The sequence below is a fragment of the Enterococcus columbae DSM 7374 = ATCC 51263 genome (assembly GCF_000406925.1).
GTDB lineage: Bacteria > Bacillota > Bacilli > Lactobacillales > Enterococcaceae > Enterococcus_E > Enterococcus_E columbae.
This window is the reverse complement of record NZ_KE136349.1, coordinates 12,799-31,559: the sequence shown is the minus strand read 5'-3', so window position 1 is coordinate 31,559 and position 18,761 is coordinate 12,799. Positions and strand designations below refer to the sequence as shown.

17 protein-coding genes are annotated in these 18,761 nt (G+C 36.4%); 14 read left to right on the top strand and 3 right to left on the bottom strand.

Features of this window, described 5'->3' with window-relative positions:
* The first annotated feature begins 18 nt into the window (after positions 1-18).
* The 11 genes from RK02_RS07885 (at position 19) to RK02_RS07835 (ending at position 11,114) form a co-directional block, all read left to right on the top strand.
* Positions 19-1,221, top strand: coding sequence for a saccharopine dehydrogenase family protein (locus RK02_RS07885; RefSeq protein ID WP_016183706.1), 1,203 nt, complete (start codon positions 19-21; stop codon positions 1,219-1,221).
* On the top strand, positions 1,221-2,369 hold the full coding sequence (gene nspC, locus RK02_RS07880) for a carboxynorspermidine decarboxylase (protein ID WP_016183705.1): 1,149 nt from the start codon (positions 1,221-1,223) through the stop codon (positions 2,367-2,369). Before RK02_RS07885 ends, nspC begins: the two co-directional genes overlap by 1 nt.
* A gap of 829 nt (positions 2,370-3,198) precedes the next feature.
* Complete coding sequence (locus RK02_RS07875; RefSeq protein ID WP_016183704.1) at positions 3,199-4,098, top strand: hypothetical protein; 900 nt, start codon at positions 3,199-3,201, stop codon at positions 4,096-4,098.
* 90 nt (positions 4,099-4,188) lie between these two features.
* Positions 4,189-4,725, top strand: a complete 537-nt coding sequence (locus RK02_RS07870; protein WP_245555703.1) for a signal peptidase I — start codon at positions 4,189-4,191, stop codon at positions 4,723-4,725.
* Positions 4,700-5,536, top strand: coding sequence for a SipW-dependent-type signal peptide-containing protein (locus tag RK02_RS07865; protein WP_016183702.1), 837 nt, complete (start codon positions 4,700-4,702; stop codon positions 5,534-5,536). Before RK02_RS07870 ends, RK02_RS07865 begins: the two co-directional genes overlap by 26 nt.
* Before the next feature lie 18 nt (positions 5,537-5,554).
* Complete coding sequence (locus RK02_RS07860; protein WP_245555701.1) at positions 5,555-6,331, top strand: hypothetical protein; 777 nt, start codon at positions 5,555-5,557, stop codon at positions 6,329-6,331.
* Positions 6,328-7,716, top strand: coding sequence for a collagen-binding domain-containing protein (locus tag RK02_RS07855; protein WP_016183700.1), 1,389 nt, complete (start codon positions 6,328-6,330; stop codon positions 7,714-7,716). Before RK02_RS07860 ends, RK02_RS07855 begins: the two co-directional genes overlap by 4 nt.
* A 37-nt stretch (positions 7,717-7,753) precedes the next feature.
* On the top strand, positions 7,754-8,905 hold the full coding sequence (locus RK02_RS07850; RefSeq protein WP_016183699.1) for a hypothetical protein: 1,152 nt from the start codon (positions 7,754-7,756) through the stop codon (positions 8,903-8,905).
* Between the two features lie 192 nt (positions 8,906-9,097).
* Positions 9,098-9,811, top strand: coding sequence for a hypothetical protein (locus tag RK02_RS07845; protein WP_245555699.1), 714 nt, complete (start codon positions 9,098-9,100; stop codon positions 9,809-9,811).
* Positions 9,812-9,940: 129 nt separating this feature from the next.
* On the top strand, positions 9,941-10,648 hold the full coding sequence (locus RK02_RS07840; RefSeq protein WP_016183697.1) for a hypothetical protein: 708 nt from the start codon (positions 9,941-9,943) through the stop codon (positions 10,646-10,648).
* The gene (locus tag RK02_RS07835) at positions 10,635-11,114 is read left to right on the top strand and encodes a signal peptidase I (protein WP_016183696.1); all 480 of its coding nucleotides are present in this window, start codon (positions 10,635-10,637) and stop codon (positions 11,112-11,114) included. Before RK02_RS07840 ends, RK02_RS07835 begins: the two co-directional genes overlap by 14 nt.
* A 278-nt stretch (positions 11,115-11,392) precedes the next feature.
* Here the strand turns inward: RK02_RS07835 and RK02_RS12145 are convergent, their stop codons facing one another.
* Complete coding sequence (locus RK02_RS12145) at positions 11,393-11,527, bottom strand: putative holin-like toxin (RefSeq protein ID WP_018451797.1); 135 nt, start codon at positions 11,525-11,527, stop codon at positions 11,393-11,395.
* A gap of 467 nt (positions 11,528-11,994) precedes the next feature.
* On the opposite strand from RK02_RS12145, the gene RK02_RS07830 reads away from it, so the two are divergent.
* Genes RK02_RS07830 through RK02_RS07820 form a run of 3 tightly spaced genes read left to right on the top strand, consistent with a single transcriptional unit; the run spans position 11,995 to position 16,061 of the window.
* Positions 11,995-12,459, top strand: coding sequence for a MarR family winged helix-turn-helix transcriptional regulator (locus RK02_RS07830; protein ID WP_016183695.1), 465 nt, complete (start codon positions 11,995-11,997; stop codon positions 12,457-12,459).
* Entirely contained in the window at positions 12,452-14,188 is a 1,737-nt protein-coding gene (locus tag RK02_RS07825; protein ID WP_016183694.1) for an ABC transporter ATP-binding protein, read from the top strand. The genes RK02_RS07830 and RK02_RS07825 overlap by 8 nt, the downstream gene beginning before the upstream one ends.
* Complete coding sequence (locus RK02_RS07820) at positions 14,178-16,061, top strand: ABC transporter ATP-binding protein (RefSeq protein WP_016183693.1); 1,884 nt, start codon at positions 14,178-14,180, stop codon at positions 16,059-16,061. Before RK02_RS07825 ends, RK02_RS07820 begins: the two co-directional genes overlap by 11 nt.
* Positions 16,062-16,155: 94 nt before the next feature.
* Here the strand turns inward: RK02_RS07820 and zwf are convergent, their stop codons facing one another.
* On the bottom strand, positions 16,156-17,679 hold the full coding sequence (gene zwf, locus RK02_RS07815) for a glucose-6-phosphate dehydrogenase (protein WP_016183692.1): 1,524 nt from the start codon (positions 17,677-17,679) through the stop codon (positions 16,156-16,158).
* Between the two features lie 331 nt (positions 17,680-18,010).
* Positions 18,011-18,661 carry a transcriptional regulator EfaR gene (gene efaR / locus RK02_RS07810; RefSeq protein ID WP_016183691.1) on the bottom strand — a complete coding sequence of 217 codons (651 nt, stop codon included), beginning with the start codon at positions 18,659-18,661 and terminating at the stop codon, positions 18,011-18,013.
* Positions 18,662-18,761 lie beyond the last annotated feature (100 nt).

The following is an 18,761-nucleotide window of genomic DNA, read 5'->3' as shown; positions in this document are numbered from 1 at the left end:
GAAAAGAGGAATAAAAATATGGCAAAAGCTCTAATTATTGGCGCAGGTGGCGTCGCAAGTGTAACCGTACATAAATGTGTACAAAATAGTGAAGTCTTTGAAGAAATTTGTATCGCTTCAAGAACTAAGGCAAAATGTGATGCCTTGAAAGAAAAATTAGATGGTCAAGGTTGCAAAATCTCTACTGCGCAAGTCGATGCCAACAATGTCGATGAATTAATCGCTTTAATTGAAGCGTTCAATCCAGATATCGTGATTAACTTAGCCTTACCATACCAAGATTTAACGATTATGGATGCTTGCTTGGCAACGAAGACACACTATCTAGATACTGCCAACTATGAACCAGAAGATACAGCCAAATTTGAATACAAATGGCAATGGGAATACCGTGAAAAATTTGAAAAAGCGGGAATCACTGCCATCTTAGGCTCTGGCTTTGATCCAGGGGTAACCGGTGTCTTTTCTGCTTATGCCCAAAAACACTATTTTGATGAAATTCATCAAATTGATATTCTTGACTGTAACGCAGGCGATCATGGCTATCCATTTGCGACCAACTTCAACCCTGAAATCAATATTCGTGAAGTATCCGCAAAAGGCAGCTACTGGGAAGATGGTCATTGGGTTGAAACGGAACCAATGGAAATCAAAAAAGTATATGACTTCCCACAAGTAGGCCCACGTGATATGTACTTATTACACCATGAAGAAATCGAATCTTTAGCTCTGAATATTAAAGGGATCCAACGTATTCGCTTCTTCATGACATTTGGTCAAAGCTACTTAACTCACTTGAAATGCTTAGAAAATGTCGGCATGACCAGCATTGAACCAATTATGTTTGAAGGCAAAGAAATTATTCCATTACAATTCCTAAAAGCCGTTTTACCTGATCCAGCTTCTTTAGGCCCACGTACCAAAGGAAAAACCAATATCGGTTGTATCTATCAAGGAGTAAAAGATGGCAAACCAGTGAACTACTATGTTTACAATGTATGTGATCACGAAGCATGCTACAAGGAAGTCGGCTCACAAGCGGTTTCTTATACAACTGGGGTACCAGCGATGATCGGTGCGATGTTAGTAGTCAACGGTACTTGGAACAAACCAGGTGTGCATAACGTAGAAGAATTAGATCCAGATGCTTTCATGGAAGCACTAAATCAATGGGGTTTACCATGGGTAGAAGACTTCAATCCTACTTTGGTGGAAGACTAATGGAACCGATGATTAAATGGGACGCCTATAGTGTGCCCACACCAAGCTTTGTCGTTGAAGAAAAGTTATTGCGTAAAAATCTTGAAATCTTAAAGCGTGTCCGCAAAGAGAGTGGGGCGAAAATTTTACTAGCCCAAAAAGCTTTCTCTATGTTTCACTTTTATCCGTTGATTAGCGAGTATCTGGATGGTACCACTGCTAGTGGTATCTATGAAGCACGCCTAGGCAAGGAACAATTTGGGAAAGAAACCCACGTCTTTTCCCCAGCCTATCGTCAAGAAGAGCTACTTGAATTATTACCGATTTGTGACCATATTCTATTCAATTCGCTCTCACAATGGAAACGATATAAAGAAGTTGCCTTAGCTAGTGGGAAATCATTTGGTCTAAGAGTGAATCCAGAATGCTCGACCCAAGAAGGGCATGCAATCTATGATCCTTGTGCACCCGGCTCACGCTTAGGGATTTTGGCAGAAGATTTAGCAGGTGAAGAGCTAACTGGCATCGATGGCTTGCACTTTCACACGCTTTGTGAGCAAAACGTCGATGATTTGATTACCACCTTACAAGCCTTTGAAGAAAAGTTCGCCCAATATCTGCCTAAAATGAAGTGGGTGAACTTCGGTGGAGGACACCATATAACTAGAGCTGACTATAAGGTAGACACGCTTATTGAGGTAATTAAAACGTTTAAAAACAAATACCAAGTAGAAGTCTACTTAGAACCGGGTGAGGCGATTGCCTTAAACGCCGGCTATCTAGTCGCAAGTGTACTAGATATTACCCAAAATCATGGAGTGACAAATGCCATCTTAGACACTTCAGCAACCTGTCACATGCCAGATGTCTTAGAAATGCCTTATCGCCCACACATCATCAATAGTGGTAAACCAGGGGAAAAGGCGTATACCTATCAATTGGGTGGACCGACTTGTTTAGCTGGAGATATCATCGGCAGCTATTCCTTTGATCACGAATTACAAATTGGTGATCGTCTGATTTTCTGCGATATGGCGATTTACTCGATGGTAAAAACCAACACCTTTAACGGAATGCCACTAGCAAGTATTCTAGCGGTTGATGCCCATAATCACTGGCAGGTCGTTCGTCAGTTCGGTTACGAAGATTTTAAAATGCGACTTTCTTAAATCAAGGTCATTCAAGCAAGCGATTTGTTTAGCTGAGTACAGCTAAACAAATCGCTTGCTTTTTATATGGAACAAAAAAGGGTGGTTCCGTAAATACATTATAATAGAAGAAACTAGCATTTTTTTACAAATGTACGTGTTTTATTGATTGAATGAAAGTAAAATTGTTAGTTAAAGCTGGGAAAAAGTGGGACGGTTTCCATAACGCTTTTCATTAGTGAAAGAGTGCCTTATCTTGTAAAATAATCGAAGTAAAATGATTTACGTATAGCAATTTTTATGAAATAAAACGTATGGAAACTTTACAAATCAACGTTTAATTATCAAAATAGATCTAAATTTCTTTATATTTAAGTTAAAAAACATAACTTATATAATAGATATATAGTATAGTGAAAGTATTCACTTTCACAAAAATGAATATCTATCAAACGCTCAATCCTTTATATATCAACCTATTTCTGATTTTAGGTTAACGAAAAATGAATATTTTTTGTTTCAACATAAGTTATTGAAATTATTTAATCAAAAAAATTATATTTTTAAAAAATTTTTTGTAAACAATTATGTAAAGAAATTTTTAAAGAAATGTAAAGAAAAAACCTTATAAATTGGGGTAAAATAGTTTACTTTTCGAAGAGAATAAATAAAATAACTATTAAATAAATTTAGTTATACATGTAAAAATATTGTTATATAAGTGTTTTTTATTATTTTTCTACTTGTCAAGTCAATTTAGAATGTATATAATCTAATCTGTTGAGAGGATAGCTCGACAAATTTTATGTGGAAAACTTATGTAAAAACAGAAAGGAAAGGGATTTAACACATGTCAACAAACAAAAAAATGTTAGGGAAAGAATCAAACAAAAAGAATGCGCATCGTCGCTACTCATTGCTATTATTAGCATTATTATTTATCGGCTTTGCAACTTACGGAACTTATGCTTACTTCACAAGTTCAACTTCAACTACTAAAGGTCATTTAACGTTGAATGGTGCGAAACAGTATACATTAGGTACTGATTCTGGTTCTGCAAGTAATCAAAATGGGATTGCTGATAGTACATCTGATACAGTAGTTAATCCAGCAAGTACAGATTCTTCTGGTAATAGTAATGGAGATGGATCTACAAGTACTGTAGGTGAAAATGGAGCAAATAACTTCAAATCTTTCCATGAATTTGACTGGATTTATGTAGGTAACAAAGAAGGTCAATCAGATTTATCAAACTTATTAGTAGCTTCAGATAAATTAACTCAATTCAACAAATATGTTACTGAAACAGCAGATGGAACTGTAGGTAAGATTTTCTCAAATGTAACTGGTGGTGATATCTTCCGTAAAACTGTTCGTCTAAAAGTTAATGGAGATTCTACTATTCCTGCAACAGCTAAGATTGAATGGAAAGGTACTGATACTACATTAAATAATGTAACTGGTGCACTTTATTATCGTAAGGCTGCGCAAACTACTTTAAATTCTGAAACTACTTTTAATGTAGCTGCTTTTGCTGAAGGTTTTGATTTCACTGCAACTAGTCAATCAGTGACTTTATCAGATAAAGTTAAAGCAGGAGATTACATTGATGTAGAATTAGTTGTAATGGTTAAGGATGATGCTACTGCTACTAACTTGTTATTAGCTAAGATTGCACGTCAAGTAACAATTACATTAGCTCAAGATACAATGTTAAGTGGTGCTTCATCAGCTGCACAATCTAACTAATAATATTAACGAATAATAGGTAAAAGGATGCTGAGGCATAATTGGATGCTTGGAAAAGCATCCTTTTACTGTATTTATGAAAGTGAGATTATGAAGAAAACAATACATGGAATTTTAAATATATTAGGTACCATTTTGATTTTCGTAGTCTTAATCGGTATCTTAGTCAATGCAAATTCTGCGCCAAATGGAAAGGGCTTTTTTGGTTTTAAGGGCTATACAGTATTAAGTAATAGTATGCAGCCGACCTTTTCAGCTGGGGATTATGTCGTGGATAAGATGGTTGATTTTAATTCAATCAAAAAAGGCGATGTCATTTCTTATAATATCGATGATCATACCGTGGTTACGCATCGTGTAAAAGAAGTAACTGCTAAGGGCTTAACCATGCAAGGGGATGCCAATAATGCGGTGGATGACTTTACAGTAACTAAAGATCACTTTATTGGTAAAATGATTTTTATTATTCCAATGCTTGGTCGCCTTCCTGAATTATTATTACACCCATATCTATGGATTGCTGGTGCAGTCTTAATTATGTCAATTGTCATTTATAGTTTTTTCAAAAGAGGTTCTGAAAAGGGAAAGGAGCAAGAAAACTATGATGAAAATGCAAAAACTGAGTAAATATGTGAAAACACATAAATTGGTAAGTTTAGGTGTTGTCGCTAGTGCAGCAGCTTTAGTCGCAACTGGCGTGGGTACGTATTCTTATTTCAGTGATTCAAAAACTGCGAATACTAATTTAACCTTGAATAAGGGGACGGTAAAACTTAGTGATGTTAATGATCCTGGTTGGACTTATCTTGGGAACACATCGAATGTTGAGGGGAGCTCTACAGAGGAGTCTGTTACAAGTGCTTCTAATTATGATATAGGTCAGCTAAGTGACTTAAATACTACACCGCCTTATTCTGGCAAATATGTGAATCCAGATTTAAAGCTTGGTGAAAAAAATGTGGAAGATTGGTCGAAGGTACAAACTGGCAATAATTTTTCTCAAATAGTTCCCGGGGATACTTTTAGAAAAAAAGTCACCTTTACTTATAGTGGTAGTAATGCAGCTGATTTATCGATGAAGTTAGTATGGAATCATCAGAGTACAGAAAATGATAACTGGACTAAATTTAAGAAGACATTCGACTATATTGTTAAATATTCCGTTAATAATAAGGATGGAGTAAGTTTGGTAACAAATATTAGTGGTCTTAGTTTACCTAAATATAGTGATATAACAACAACGGGCGTGTCATTATCGGATATTCAGATAAAAAAAGATGACACGATTACAATTGCCTACACAATTAGGATGAAGACCAATGACTATAATGATATTGCTCAGTTTGGAGACCTACCACAACAAGTAACTACTCAAAATGGTAAGGAAATTTACGATGGTATTGAATTAACAGTTAAGAATCATCTAGAGAAAAAATAATAAAGTGGGTGATTACTCTTGAGAAAAAGAATTATATTCTCACTTTTGGGTATAGTGATGATTGTATTGCTTCTTGTATCTAGTTATCATTTTACTCAGGCTAGGTTACTATCTATGAAAACGGCTCGAACTAATATAAGTTTGAACAAAGGCTCGGTACATTTTTCAGATTCTATCAGTGATTCAAATTGGAAATATGTTGGTAATTATAAGGAATTTAAATATGATCAAGAAACAAAAAAAACTATTATTTCAATTGATGATATTTCAATGACTGACTATCAAAATGTGCCTATCAATGGTGATTTACTCAATCAGGATGGAACGCCTTTAGCATTAGATAAATCAAAAATAATAACAAGTAATACTTTCAAAAATGTAAAACAAGGAGACACTTTTTATCGAGTATTTGATATAGAATACAAAAAAGATGACACTAGAAATAATCCTGCTGTTTATACGATTAATATGACTAATATGACTAATCAAGATGAAAATACTAAAGAAAATAATTTTCAAATTATAGGTAAATATTATGTCATTGATCCTAAAGCACAAAAAACCGATCGAGAGATTTTTAACAGTGGTGCACTATTTTATTCTTCCTTATGGCCTGTAAATGATAGTAATGATAAATTTATAAAAAATGGTCAGACACTTAGAATTATGGTTTTATTGAGATTTAACAGTGATGATAAAAACGGTACACTTTTTGAACAGAGCTTGCCAACAATTACTATTGATGCACATAATTATTTACAAAAAATATATTCTGGAAAGGAAGATAAGAAATGACAAAAAGAAATGTTTGGCTATTATTGTCATTAATTGTTGTTTTTATCTTCACCTTTAAATTTACTTGGGCATATTTAACAGATGCTTCGGAGATTAAAGAGGAAAAGATTAGTGTTACTTCCATGAAAACTACTGGATTAGAATGTTCATTTAATGTACAAAATCTTGATTTTAGTAATACAAATTCTTCTGATTCTAAAACGATAGACATGACTATAAAAAATGGCACGTCTCTATTTTTATCAAATATTCAATTAGCGGTAAATTTACAAAATAGCAACAAGAATAATATTGAAAATTGGAATTCATTATATAAAGTTGAGTATAGTTTAGATGGTGGAACAACTTGGAATTCAGATAGTCCAAATATTTCGTTAAACAAAGAAAGCGGAAAGCCGGATGGTAATCTTTCATTAAAGGTTCGTTTTACTCAAATTTCTGACGTAACCGCCAATTTGGATGTCAATCATTTTAGATTTGATATAAGCGCAACTTCTGTCGGTGGTGCGTCTATAACAACTTTGATAAAATATTTATCACTTACACCACGGAGTTCAGGAATTTATAATGACTTACCTGAAGATTTAGGTGATTTAGGAATTGCTGGCTATTTCCATATATTTGCCAAAGATAGAGTATCATACTCTGTTTCCCAGGAAAATAATATAAATATTGTTACTAAAAATGCTATTATGAAAGCAGATTTTAATTCTAAGGGCTTAATCAATTATTTTGCAAATAGTTTGAGTGTGAATACACAGGTAGTTTCAGATAAAAATTCAAAATTTATTTTTGGTAATAGTGTTGATTATTCAAATATTAAATTTACTAATCCTCCAATAATTATGAAAGATGCTGTGAATAGTAAATATATCGATATTGATAGTGAATTTACTAAATTAACATCACTAAGTAGTGAAAAGATCAATGACCGTGCCAAGACTATTTCAGCATTATCATTCAATGATAAAAATAATCAACAGATAGATGTTACTTCATCTGATAATAAGGATTATGTTCTTTTGAAGTTACCAATTTCGTATTTGTGTAATAATTTAACCTCATTAAATATTGTTAATTCTACAAATAAAGTCGTTATTATCAATGTTTATGAAGATACGAACCTAACGGAAGTATCAATTACTCCTGAAATCAAGTATAATGGTACTTCGTCTCCTCAATCTGCTGGGGTATTGTGGAATTTTTCTATGAGTGGTGTTAGCAAATTAATAATAAAAAATAGTTTTGTTGGGACAATTTTAGCCCCTAATATGTCGGTAGATGTTGAGAGTAATGGACATGTACGAGGTGGAATTATTGCTCAAAATGTTGAGATTAGATCATCAACAGGTAGAATTAAATTACCAGCGTTTCATTTAAGTTAAAAATTTTCTCGTTAGTCTATTTGAAAGGACAACAATCATGTCAACAAAGTTAAAAATGTTATGGAAGGAATGGTTAGCGTCAGGGAATACGCAGGATGAACAAGCCAAACGGCGTAGAAGATATTCGTTGTTACTACTATTACTATTGTTTATCGGTTTTGCGACCTATGGAACGTATTCTTACTTCACCACTTCGACTAGCCTTGCTAAAGCCAAGGTAAAGCTAGATGATGGCAAGTCGGTTCAACTGGGTGATGGGAATGGTACGGTCAATAGTGGCGATGGTACAGCAAGTGCAGGACAAGCAGTCAATACTGCCAATCCTGTCCTTGCTGGCACAGCGACACCGCAGAATAATGCATCCAGCACGAATCAAACACCTACTACCAATAGCACACCTCAACAAAGTGGTATTGGCACTGGTTATCAGCAAGAAAACCAACCAACCACGCCAAGTGATGGGGGAAATGCTAACGGTGGAGATAACAGTAGTGGAGATAGCGGTGATAATGGGGGCACAACGCCTGATAATCCAGGCACGACTCCAGACGATAATGGGAATACGCCAACGAATCCAAGTAATCCTGACGATACCAATAACAACAACGATAATTACAAGCAATTTGGCGAATTTGATTGGGTGTATGTCGGTAATACGATGGCAAATGTAGCACCTAGTTTAGTGGATACCTTCAAATTGTCAAGTTATAATCGTTATTTAGTGGGAACGGATGGGATGACCTTTAACAACGTAACCGGTGGCGATGTCTTTCGTAAGACTGTGCGTTTAAGGGTGACAGGGACATCTAAAGAAAAGATTGCAACCGTTATTAGTTGGGGGCACGTAGCCAATGAAGCTTTGGAAAATATTACAGGAGCTTTATATGTGAAAAAAGGGCAGTTAACAGCTGATGGAGAAGCGCCTGCCTTTTCAGCAGATGGGTTTCAGACAGCCTTTGCTTCTATTCCAACTGATGCAGATGCAAGCTATACGGATGAGGCAATCAGTGTTTCAGCCGGTGAATATCTCGATATTGAGCTAGTTGTAGCAGTTAGAAATGATGCGAAAATCATTCAAGATGTACCATTAGCCAATATCTTGCGTGAAATTACCGTAACTCTTACGCAAAATGAAGGCAGTATTTTAGATCGTGCCTTCTCCAATTCAGATTTATCTTTAGAAAAATAAGATAACTTTCTAATCATTCTTTGCGAATAGATAGAGCAACAGGTTAGCTAGTACTTGTTGCTCTATTTTTTTGTTTTTTTACTATTAAGCCTTTCACTTTTTAACCGATAAATAAATATGCAACAAATTTTTATGGTGGGCTAGATAAAAAGCTGTTGTTACATTATTTTATATTTAGAAAGAAATGATTCAATGCATCATCCGTCGTGGAATAATAAGAAAATACTGTATGTATTATTGGTGGCTGTATTTATTTCGATGTTTCTTTCAACCTATGCGTTAAAAATGCATATTAATAAAAGGAATCTACCGAATGGTCACTATTTAGCCACGCTTGTAGAGGACAATCCGATCTACAATCAAGCGAGCTATCGAGAAGATAAGGTAGCCAAGGAGTTATCTGAAAGTGAGTTATTGCACTACGGACAAATGGTTTTTGATGAGAGTCAGCAGCCGACAGTGGTTCGACTTTTACAACCTGAAAAATTGGCGGCTTCAGCTAATCACCCTAAAGGACATTTGGAGGAAGTGGATTTTTACATTTCGCAAAAGCAACAGGTTCTTTGGTATGTGTTGACTTATCCGTTAAATGCCACGTTTAAAGAAAAGCTACCGGAAATTTTTGATCTAAAGGTGGACTTTCAAGCGAATTTAAAAGAAAGTGTAGTGTACGCTGATGTAAAGGTGCAGCCTGATATTGAGCCAGCAACCTTTATGGGTTATTTACCGGCTTTGCATGATTTATTGCTAGAGGAGTTTAACAGTAAAGAAAAGCTAAGACTACAAATGAATTTGCATACTGATACTGGTGAATATCTTTACGATCGCAGCTTCCAAAATCGGCTAATCTACATTCAACCGGTAGAATCGACTGATCAATCACAAACTGAAAGTAACCAGGCTTAGAATTTTTTACTAATATCCTTCTATAATTTTAATGAAAAATTCCTAACAATTTTATCTTTTAGGTTGCTATTTATTTTAAGTTTCGCTACATTAAACTCGTGGGAGTAAAACAAGAAAAGATGTGATGAAATGTCTAAGGGGATTCATCTGCCAAGATGGATTGCTTACGTTGGGGTTTTTATGATTTTTATCACAATGATGGCGACTAGTTATCAATTGAAGAAAAATGTCAACAAGGCGAATGTCACAAACGAAAACTATTTGGCAACCTTAGTAAAAGAAGATCCATTGTATAATACTTCGGTTTATCATGAGGTCATTATTGATCGACCAATGAGTGAGACTGAGTTGATTGATTATGGAAAGGAAATTTATCAGTATGCCAAACGTCCACAGGTGATTCGTTTGATTCAGCCAGTAAGCAAGGAATCCTTTGATCCACTCGATCAACCGGGGGAAGTGCAGGAGATTGATTTTTATATTTCTGCTAAAACACAGATTTTGTGGTATCGAATGATTTATCCATTGCAGGCGATTTTTAAAGAGAACTTATCGAATATTTTTGATTTAGCAATTGAAACGAATGTAGATTTGAAGCATTTAGTCATTTATGCTAAGGTGGATGTCAAGGCTGGAGCGACTCCTAGCAAGTTTATGAGTTATCTGCCGACTTTACATGAGCAGCTTGTCAGTGGAACCAAGACAGAAAAGCCGATTGAGCATGTCAAAATGACATTGGAGACTGATTCAGGTGAATATATCTATGACCGAACGAATCAAAATGAATTAATTCACGTAAAAAAATTAACAAATGAGGGTAAAGATGGCAAAGGTTAGAATCGTATTGAATGTACTATTAACTGTTTTAGTGGTATGTGTCTGTAGTTTAGCAGCCTTGAACTATTTTTCAGCACCACAGCGCGCAGGTTTGTTAGGGTATCGAGGCTATACGGTAATTAGTGGTAGTATGGAGCCAACCTTAAAAGTAGGGGATTATATTATCGTAAAAAGTAAGCCTTTTGAACAAGTGCAGGATAAGGAAATTATCAGCTTTAAACAAGAAAATGTTTTGGTAACGCACCGTGTGATGCAACACGTTGGCGATAAATTGCAAACACGTGGGGATGCCAATAATGTCAATGACTTGGTAGAGGTAACTGCGGATGATTATGTAGGTAGTTATCAATTTAGAATTCCTCAGCTTGGTCGTTTGATGATCTGGCTACAAGATCCACTCATTTATAGTATTGTCATGGCTGTAATTGCCTTGCGTATTGCTGTGATGTTGATTTTGAAAAAATAAGCTTAAGCCCTAGTACCCTCGAAGTGAGTAGGTATTAGGGCTTTTTTGTAGGTATGCTGATTTGATTTAATAAGAGGGTTCTAGCTTGACCAAAACAGGTCCATGCTAGTCTTTAATATCATAAAAATTTTTTACATAAGCCAAAATATGTGCTATGATGTAGATGAAAAGAGGAACTGCTTGCAACAGTCCCTCTAGGTAATAAGCCGTTTAAGACGGTTGCAGAATTTTAATGACAAAAAATAGCCGTTTTCAACTCCGCAAAAGTTATAGGACGGTTATTTTTTGTTTATGTTTTTGATTAGTGTTACCACTAAGGCAATCAGAGCAAGGATAAACGTTCCAAAGTTTATCATTAAGCCCAATGCTTCAGCAATAGACAAAATGCTTCTCCTTTCAGTTAGATTTTGCATAAGCATCACCTACCTTGATTGGATTTGCAACCGTCATAACTTCTTATTACTTAATGATTATACCAAAATAGTTGTCTGTTGTAAGCTGGCTAGATGAATCAAGGCTGGCTTTTTTTTGAGCTTAATCTGCTAAAACAAGTTCAACGATTGCCCAAAGAGTCTGGAATGATTTTGTTCCGGACTTTTTGCGTTTATGGCTGTGAGGCAAGTTAGTTAACGCTAAGCAAAGTAGCTTTGGTCTGGTAGAAAAATCCATCACTTGAAAGCTTTTGTAGCTAGCCTGACTAGCTTGCCGAAAGCTTGATTTACTGAGGTGACTTATTTTTATTAGGCAAACTCATTTAGATTATTAGTTAGCTATCCTAATCTTTCTTAAAATTTTCAATAACTATTGAAAATGAAATGAATGGCAGTATAATGAAATAGTTACTTAAAGTAATTATTTTTGATAAGTAAGGAGAATAATGATGGATTGGGAAGTTTCTGAACGTTATATTGCCGCCTGTATTTTGGCGAAAAAGACACTGCAATTTTTACCAGTACCACCAAAGGATTTACGTCGTCAGCAAATTTATCAGTTAAAGGTGTTGTATGATTTAATGCAAAGCCAAGAGTCAGTGAAAATCAGTGATGTGGCGCATCGCATTGGTACGACCATGCCGAGTGTGACCAAAAGCTTTGGTGAACTAGAACAAAATGGTTATGTCAAAAAAGTGGAGAATCCAGAAGATCGCCGGATTATTAATGTTGAATTAACCAAAAAAGGCCAAGCAGCTTATCGTGAATTAATCTATGATTTTCATGTGGACAATGCACGTTTACTAGCAGATATTGATCCTAAAGCGATTGAGATAACCATTCAGACGATTCAAACGATTTATCAAAAAATGCATAATCATCAACGTTTAAAGGAGGACGATTTCTTTGTATAAAACATTAGCTAAATCTTTGCGTCAATATGTGAAGCCCTCGGTATTGACAATGATTTTTTTAGCCGGAGAAGTCTTTGCTGAAATGCTTTTGCCGTTTTTGATGGCGAAGGTTTTAGACCAGGGTTTTGAGCAAAAGGATATTCACTATATTATCCAAATCGGTTTAATGATGTGTGTGATTGCACTAATCTCTATGACGTTTGGTATTTTAGGCGGAAAATATTCATCCGATGCATCAGCAGGTTTTGCTGCCAATTTGCGTGAAGATATTTATAAAAATATCCAAACTTTCTCATTTGAAAATATCGATCGTTTTTCGACACCGAGTTTAATTACTCGTTTAACGACAGATATTACCAATATTCAATTTGCTTTTCAGATGGTATTGAAAACGGTGATTCGTGCACCATTTATGATTGTGTTTGCCTTTTTAATGGCGGCCTATACGAACTGGCGCTTATCTTTAATTATTTTAGTGGTTATTCCCATTTTAGGGGCGGCCTTAATTGGTATCGTATTTAAGGTGCATCCTTATTTTGTTAAGGTGTTTCGTCAATACGATCATTTGAATCAGACCGTTCAAGAAGTGATTAACGGTGTACGAGTGGTGAAGTCGTTTGTTCGCGAAGAAAAAGAAATCGAACGCTTCCACGATGCTTCTGACAAAATTAAACAAGTCTTTATGAAAGCAGAAAAAATTATCGCTTTAAATAGTCCGGTGATGCAATTGGCAATTTATAGCTCATTATTAGCGGTTTATTGGTTTGGAGCGAAGTTTGTAGTGTCTGGGGCGATGAGTGCGGGTTCTTTGACCTCATTTATCATGTATATGATGCAAATTTTAAGTAGCTTGATGATGTTTTCAATGATTTTTGTGATGATTGTCATTTCAGAAGCTTCATGTGAACGGGTAGCCGCCGTACTAACCGAAAACTCTACTTTAACCAATCCAGAACACGCAGTTGAACAACTAGCAGATGGTTCGATTGAATTTAAAAATGTATCGTTTAAATATTATCCTGAAGCAGAAGAAGCCGATTTAGCCAATATTGATTTACAGATTGCTTCTGGTGAAACAATTGGGATTATCGGGGGAACAGGTAGTGGGAAGTCTAGTTTAATTCAGTTGATTCCAAGACTTTATGATGTAACTGAAGGCGAGGTATTCGTCGGTGGTCGTAATGTGAAGGAATATGATTTGGTGACATTACGTGATCAAATTGCCATGGTGCTACAAAAAAATACGCTATTTTCTGGTACGATTTTAGAAAACCTGCGTTGGGGAGATGCGACTGCTACGCTTTCTGAAGTTCGACGCATGGCCCAATTAGCGCAAGCGGATCAATTCGTTACGACCTTCCCTGAGCAATATGATACAGTATTGGATCAAGGCGGGACCAATGTTTCAGGTGGTCAAAAGCAACGACTAACAATCGCGCGTGCATTACTGAAAAAACCGAAAATTTTAATTTTAGATGATTCTACGAGTGCTGTGGATACCAAGACTGATGCGAAAATTCGTCAAGCCTTTAGTGAAGAAATTCCGAACACGACCAAAATCATCGTGGCGCAACGTGTTTCTTCGATTCAGGATGCGGATAAGATTATTGTTATGGATGAAGGTAAGATCAATGGTATTGGTACCCATGAAGAATTACTAGCCAATAACCAAATCTATCGTGAAGTCTATGAATCACAGGTGAAAGGGGGACGTATCAGTGAAGAATAATGGCATGCAGCCAAAGGTCAATCCTTTAAAAATCTTTGGTCGGATTTTATCTTATGTAGGGAAGAAGTATCGTTGGCGTTTAATCGTGGTGTTAGTTAGTATCGTGATTAGTGCAGCGGTGAATGCGATTGGGATTAGCTTTACCAAACAATTAATTGACCGTTATATCTTACCGTTAATCGGCCAAAAGCAGCCTAATTTTCTCCCTTTAGCGCAAGTGATTGGTTTGATGGCTTTGTTATATGCTTCAGGCGCGTTATTGACTTATGTGTATAACCGTACGATGGTTACTGTTTCACAAGGGGTATTAAAAGATATTCGTGATGAAATGTTTGCTCATATGGAAAAGCTACCTGTTCGCTATTACGATAGTCATGCGACAGGAGATATTATGAGTCATTATACCAATGATACAGATACCTTACGTCAAATGATTAGTCAATCCATCCCGCAAACCCTAGCTGCTTTAATTAGCGTGCTTTCTTTGATTATTGCGATGTTTATGATTGATGTACCTATGACCATTTTTGTTTTGTTTATGGTCGGCTTAATGGTCTTTGTGATTCGTAATCTAGGGGCCAAAAGTGGCAAATATTTCTCCTTGCAGCAAAAGGCTATTGGTGAGTTAAATGGTTATATTGAAGAAATGATTGAAGGTCAAAAGGTCGTGAAGGTCTTCAACCACGAAAAGCCAGCCATTCAGCAGTTTATTACGTTAAACGAAGAGCTACGTGAAAATTCCACCAAGGCGAATACCTATGCTAATATTATGATGCCAATTATGGGGAATATCGGTAACTTTATGTATCTATTAACTGCAGTGGTGGGCGCGATTTTTTCTATTACTGGGGTTACGGCTCTGACTTTAGGAAGTATTGCTTCATTTGTGCAATTTACGAAATCTATTACCATGCCGATTTCCCAAATTTCACAGCAATTTAATGCAATTATCCTTTCCTTAGCAGGTGCGCAGCGTATTTTTGAATTATTAGATGAAGTACCAGAAAGTGATGAAGGTCATGTTGAGCTAGTAAATATTGTGAAGGCTGAAGATGGCACGATGAAAGAAAGTGTCAAGCGTACAGGTCATTGGGCTTGGAAACGTGTGGATGCAACAGGTCAAGTGCAATATACTGAATTAAAAGGCGATGTACGCTTTAATGAAGTGACTTTTGGTTATCGTGAGGATAAGACGATTTTACATGAAATCAATCTTTTCGCTAAACCTGGTCAAAAAATTGCTTTTGTCGGCGCTACAGGGGCAGGTAAAACTACCATCACCAATTTGATCAATCGTTTTTACGATATTCAAAAAGGACAGATTACCTATGATGGGATTGATGTGAAGCAAATGAAAAAAGGCGATTTACGTCGTTCGCTAGGGATTGTTTTACAGGATACCCACTTATTTACTGGTACGATTAAGGAAAATATCCGTTATGGTAAGCTTGATGCAACCGATGAGGAAGTCTATGCAGCAGCGAAATTAGTCAATGCTGATCACTTCATTCGTCAATTACCAAAGGGCTATGATACAGAGCTTTCTGGCGATGGGGGTTCACTTTCTCAAGGGCAACGGCAGCTATTAGCAATTGCTAGAGCGGCGGTGGCTGATCCACCGGTGTTAATTTTAGATGAAGCTACTTCAAGCATCGATACCCGGACGGAAAGTATTGTTCAAGCAGGGATGGATTCATTGATGAAGGGACGGACGGTCTTTGTGATTGCCCATCGTCTATCCACTGTTCGTAATTCTGATGCGATTATGGTATTAGATCAAGGACGCATTATTGAACGTGGTACCCATGATGAATTAATTGCTAAGCAAGGTGAATACTATCAATTATATACAGGCGCAGTCAAATTAGCGTAAAACAAAAAAGAACCAAGCAAGGCTTTCCTTGTTTGGTTCTTTTTTAGCTCTTTTTCGTTCTAGGCTTTATTCCATCATTGTTAACCTAGGTTGTTTACAATTCGCCACGTTCACGATACCAGTTGTCTGGTTGCCAAACCCATTCAAAACCATCTTCAGCAATTAAATGGAAGGCTTCATCTGGTCCCATGGTGCCGGCTGCATAAGTTGGGATTTCAGAGGTCGTATCATTATCCCAAGCTTTACGAATTTGATCGACAATCTTCCATGATTGTGCCACCTCTTGCCAATGTGTAAAGTTGGTACCATCGCCATTTAAGCTATCTAAAATAAGCTTTTCATAGGCTTCTGGGGTGTTGGCGATAATTTCTGCACTATTGCGATAGTCTAATTTAACTGGTAGTAGGTTAAAGTTATTGCCAACCTCCTTACCATTTAGGGATAAAGAGAACCCTTCTGTTGGTTGAATATAAATGGTTAAAACATTAGGTTCAGGTTTTTGTAGATTTTGCTTCTCCTCATCAAAAGAATGTGAGAATAAATTAATCGGCACTGATTTGAAGACGATATTAATCCGTGTGCCTTTTTCAGTCATGCGTTTACCCGTGCGCACATAAAACGGTACGCCTGACCAACGGAAATTATCAATATAAAAACGACCAGCGACAAAGGTTTCAGTGCGTGAATCAGGGTTGACATTTTCTTCTTCTTTATAGCCCTGATACTTACGACCGGCAATTTTACCTTCAACATATTGACCACGAACAAAGTTTTTCGCTACTTCTTCTTCGTCATAAAGGCGAATGGCTCTCAACGCTTTGATTTTTTCTGAACGGATTTCGGCTTCGTTAAAGGCAGCTGGTGGATCCATTGCTAATAAAGCCAATACTTGTAAAATATGATTCTGCACCATATCCTTCAAAGCACCACTTTGATCATAATAGCCGCCACGTTCTTCAACTCCTAGATTTTCTGCTAGGTTGATCTGAACATTATCGATATAGCGATTATTCCACATTGCTTCAAAAAGCATATTGGCAAAACGCACCGCTGAAATACTTTGAATCATTTCTTTTCCTAGATAGTGGTCGATACGATAGATTTCTGATTCATCAAAAACATTGGTAATTTCTTTATTTAAAGCCTCAGCAGTTGCAAAGTCAGTACCAAATGGCTTTTCGATAATTACTCGATGATAGCCTTCAGAAGTTAACATTCCTTGAGATTTTAAATGATTCACAATGGTACCAAAGAAGGTCGGGGACATCGCTAGATAGAATAAACGATTTCCATCTAATTCATATTCACGATCTAATTCATCGGCTAAATTTTTTAATGTTGCATAGTGATTCGTATCATTCACATCATGAGACTGATAATAAAAATGAGATGCAAAAGTCACAGCTTGCTCTTCACTACTTGCTAAATTTGCAATCGAAGCTAAAATCACCTCACGATATTTCTCATTGGACCAAGGCCGTCTTGCTGTACCAATAACCGCAAATTGATCTTTCAAATGGCCCTTTTGGTATAAACGAAACAACGAAGGATACAACTTACGCTGCGCCAAATCCCCCGTACCACCAAAAATCGTAATCAAAACCTTTTTTTCTTGCATAAAATCACTCCCTTAATAATAGAGGCTATGTGCCAGCTCGCTCAGGCACGAGCAAATAAGCTTCAAAGGGATGGAAAAGTCCGTTATTTTTAAGACTTTTACAGCACTTTGACTTATTTGTCGAGTGACTAGCTGGAACATGCCGTTTGGTATAGAGGCTGTCAGGCGAGCGTTTTGCTATGAGTAAATAAGTCTAACTAGCCACAAAAAGTGCGCAACTTTTAACACTTTTTGGGGATAGTATTATTCCCCGAATAGCAGCTCGCATGACGCTATTAATTTTGAAGCTACCCTGCTTCATTTGGTTAAATCATCAATCAAATTCCTAGGTTTATTCAACCAAGTCAACAAAAATGGTACTAGCAGCTTTAAAGCTTACAGCGATTTGTTTACTTTCATTTTGAATAGTGATAGGACCTTCATAATCGGCAATTGCAGTAATCGTATAAACTTCTTGTAGATTCAAATTTAAAGAAACTAGATAATCTAATAATTCTTTCTCATCTAGGACCCGAGCAATTTTTATCTTACTACCGATTGGATAGTCACTGAGGGTTTGTCTTTTTTGTTCGTTGATGATGGCCGATTGCGCTGGAATTTTACCGCCATGTGGACAAAATTCAGGAAAGCCAAGATAGGCCTCTAATTTGTTGGCTAATTCATCAGAGGTTACATGCTCTAAAACTTCAGCATCATCATGAACATCATTCCAGGAATAATGCAGATGCTCAACTAGAAAAACCTCCCAAAGCCGATGTCTACGCATTAAGTCACTAGCTTTTTGGGCGCCAGCGTTGGTTAATTGCACTCCTTGATAGGGAGTATGTTTTACTAATTGTTCCTTTTCTAATTTTGAGATCATCTCGCTAACTGAAGCAGCAGATACGCCTAAACCGGCAACAATTTGCTTATTACTGATTTTGGCTTGATCGCCACCGAGCTCTAAAATCAGTTTAAGATAATCTTCGCGATTGGGTGTCATGGACATCCCGTTGCCAAAAATCTATAAATATTTCTAACCAACTATACAAGTTGTCAGATTGATGTTTATTTCCTGTTTCTACGTGTCCGATTTTGCCACT

What these genes read in the sequence shown, in the direction of transcription:
- RK02_RS07845 (WP_245555699.1), top strand. Translation starts at nt 9,098, where the DNA reads ATGCATCATCCGTCGTGGAATAATAAGAAAATACTGTATGTATTATTG.
- RK02_RS07870 (WP_245555703.1), top strand. Translation starts at nt 4,189, where the DNA reads ATGAAGAAAACAATACATGGAATTTTAAATATATTAGGTACCATTTTG.
- RK02_RS07865 (WP_016183702.1), top strand. Translation starts at nt 4,700, where the DNA reads ATGATGAAAATGCAAAAACTGAGTAAATATGTGAAAACACATAAATTG.
- nspC (WP_016183705.1), top strand. Translation starts at nt 1,221, where the DNA reads ATGGAACCGATGATTAAATGGGACGCCTATAGTGTGCCCACACCAAGC.
- zwf (WP_016183692.1), bottom strand. Translation starts at nt 17,679, where the DNA reads ATGCAAGAAAAAAAGGTTTTGATTACGATTTTTGGTGGTACGGGGGAT.
- RK02_RS07885 (WP_016183706.1), top strand. Translation starts at nt 19, where the DNA reads ATGGCAAAAGCTCTAATTATTGGCGCAGGTGGCGTCGCAAGTGTAACC.
- RK02_RS07855 (WP_016183700.1), top strand. Translation starts at nt 6,328, where the DNA reads ATGACAAAAAGAAATGTTTGGCTATTATTGTCATTAATTGTTGTTTTT.
- efaR (WP_016183691.1), bottom strand. Translation starts at nt 18,661, where the DNA reads ATGACACCCAATCGCGAAGATTATCTTAAACTGATTTTAGAGCTCGGT.
- RK02_RS07875 (WP_016183704.1), top strand. Translation starts at nt 3,199, where the DNA reads ATGTCAACAAACAAAAAAATGTTAGGGAAAGAATCAAACAAAAAGAAT.
- RK02_RS07840 (WP_016183697.1), top strand. Translation starts at nt 9,941, where the DNA reads ATGTCTAAGGGGATTCATCTGCCAAGATGGATTGCTTACGTTGGGGTT.
- RK02_RS07850 (WP_016183699.1), top strand. Translation starts at nt 7,754, where the DNA reads ATGTCAACAAAGTTAAAAATGTTATGGAAGGAATGGTTAGCGTCAGGG.
- RK02_RS07835 (WP_016183696.1), top strand. Translation starts at nt 10,635, where the DNA reads ATGGCAAAGGTTAGAATCGTATTGAATGTACTATTAACTGTTTTAGTG.
- RK02_RS07830 (WP_016183695.1), top strand. Translation starts at nt 11,995, where the DNA reads ATGGATTGGGAAGTTTCTGAACGTTATATTGCCGCCTGTATTTTGGCG.
- RK02_RS12145 (WP_018451797.1), bottom strand. Translation starts at nt 11,527, where the DNA reads ATGCAAAATCTAACTGAAAGGAGAAGCATTTTGTCTATTGCTGAAGCA.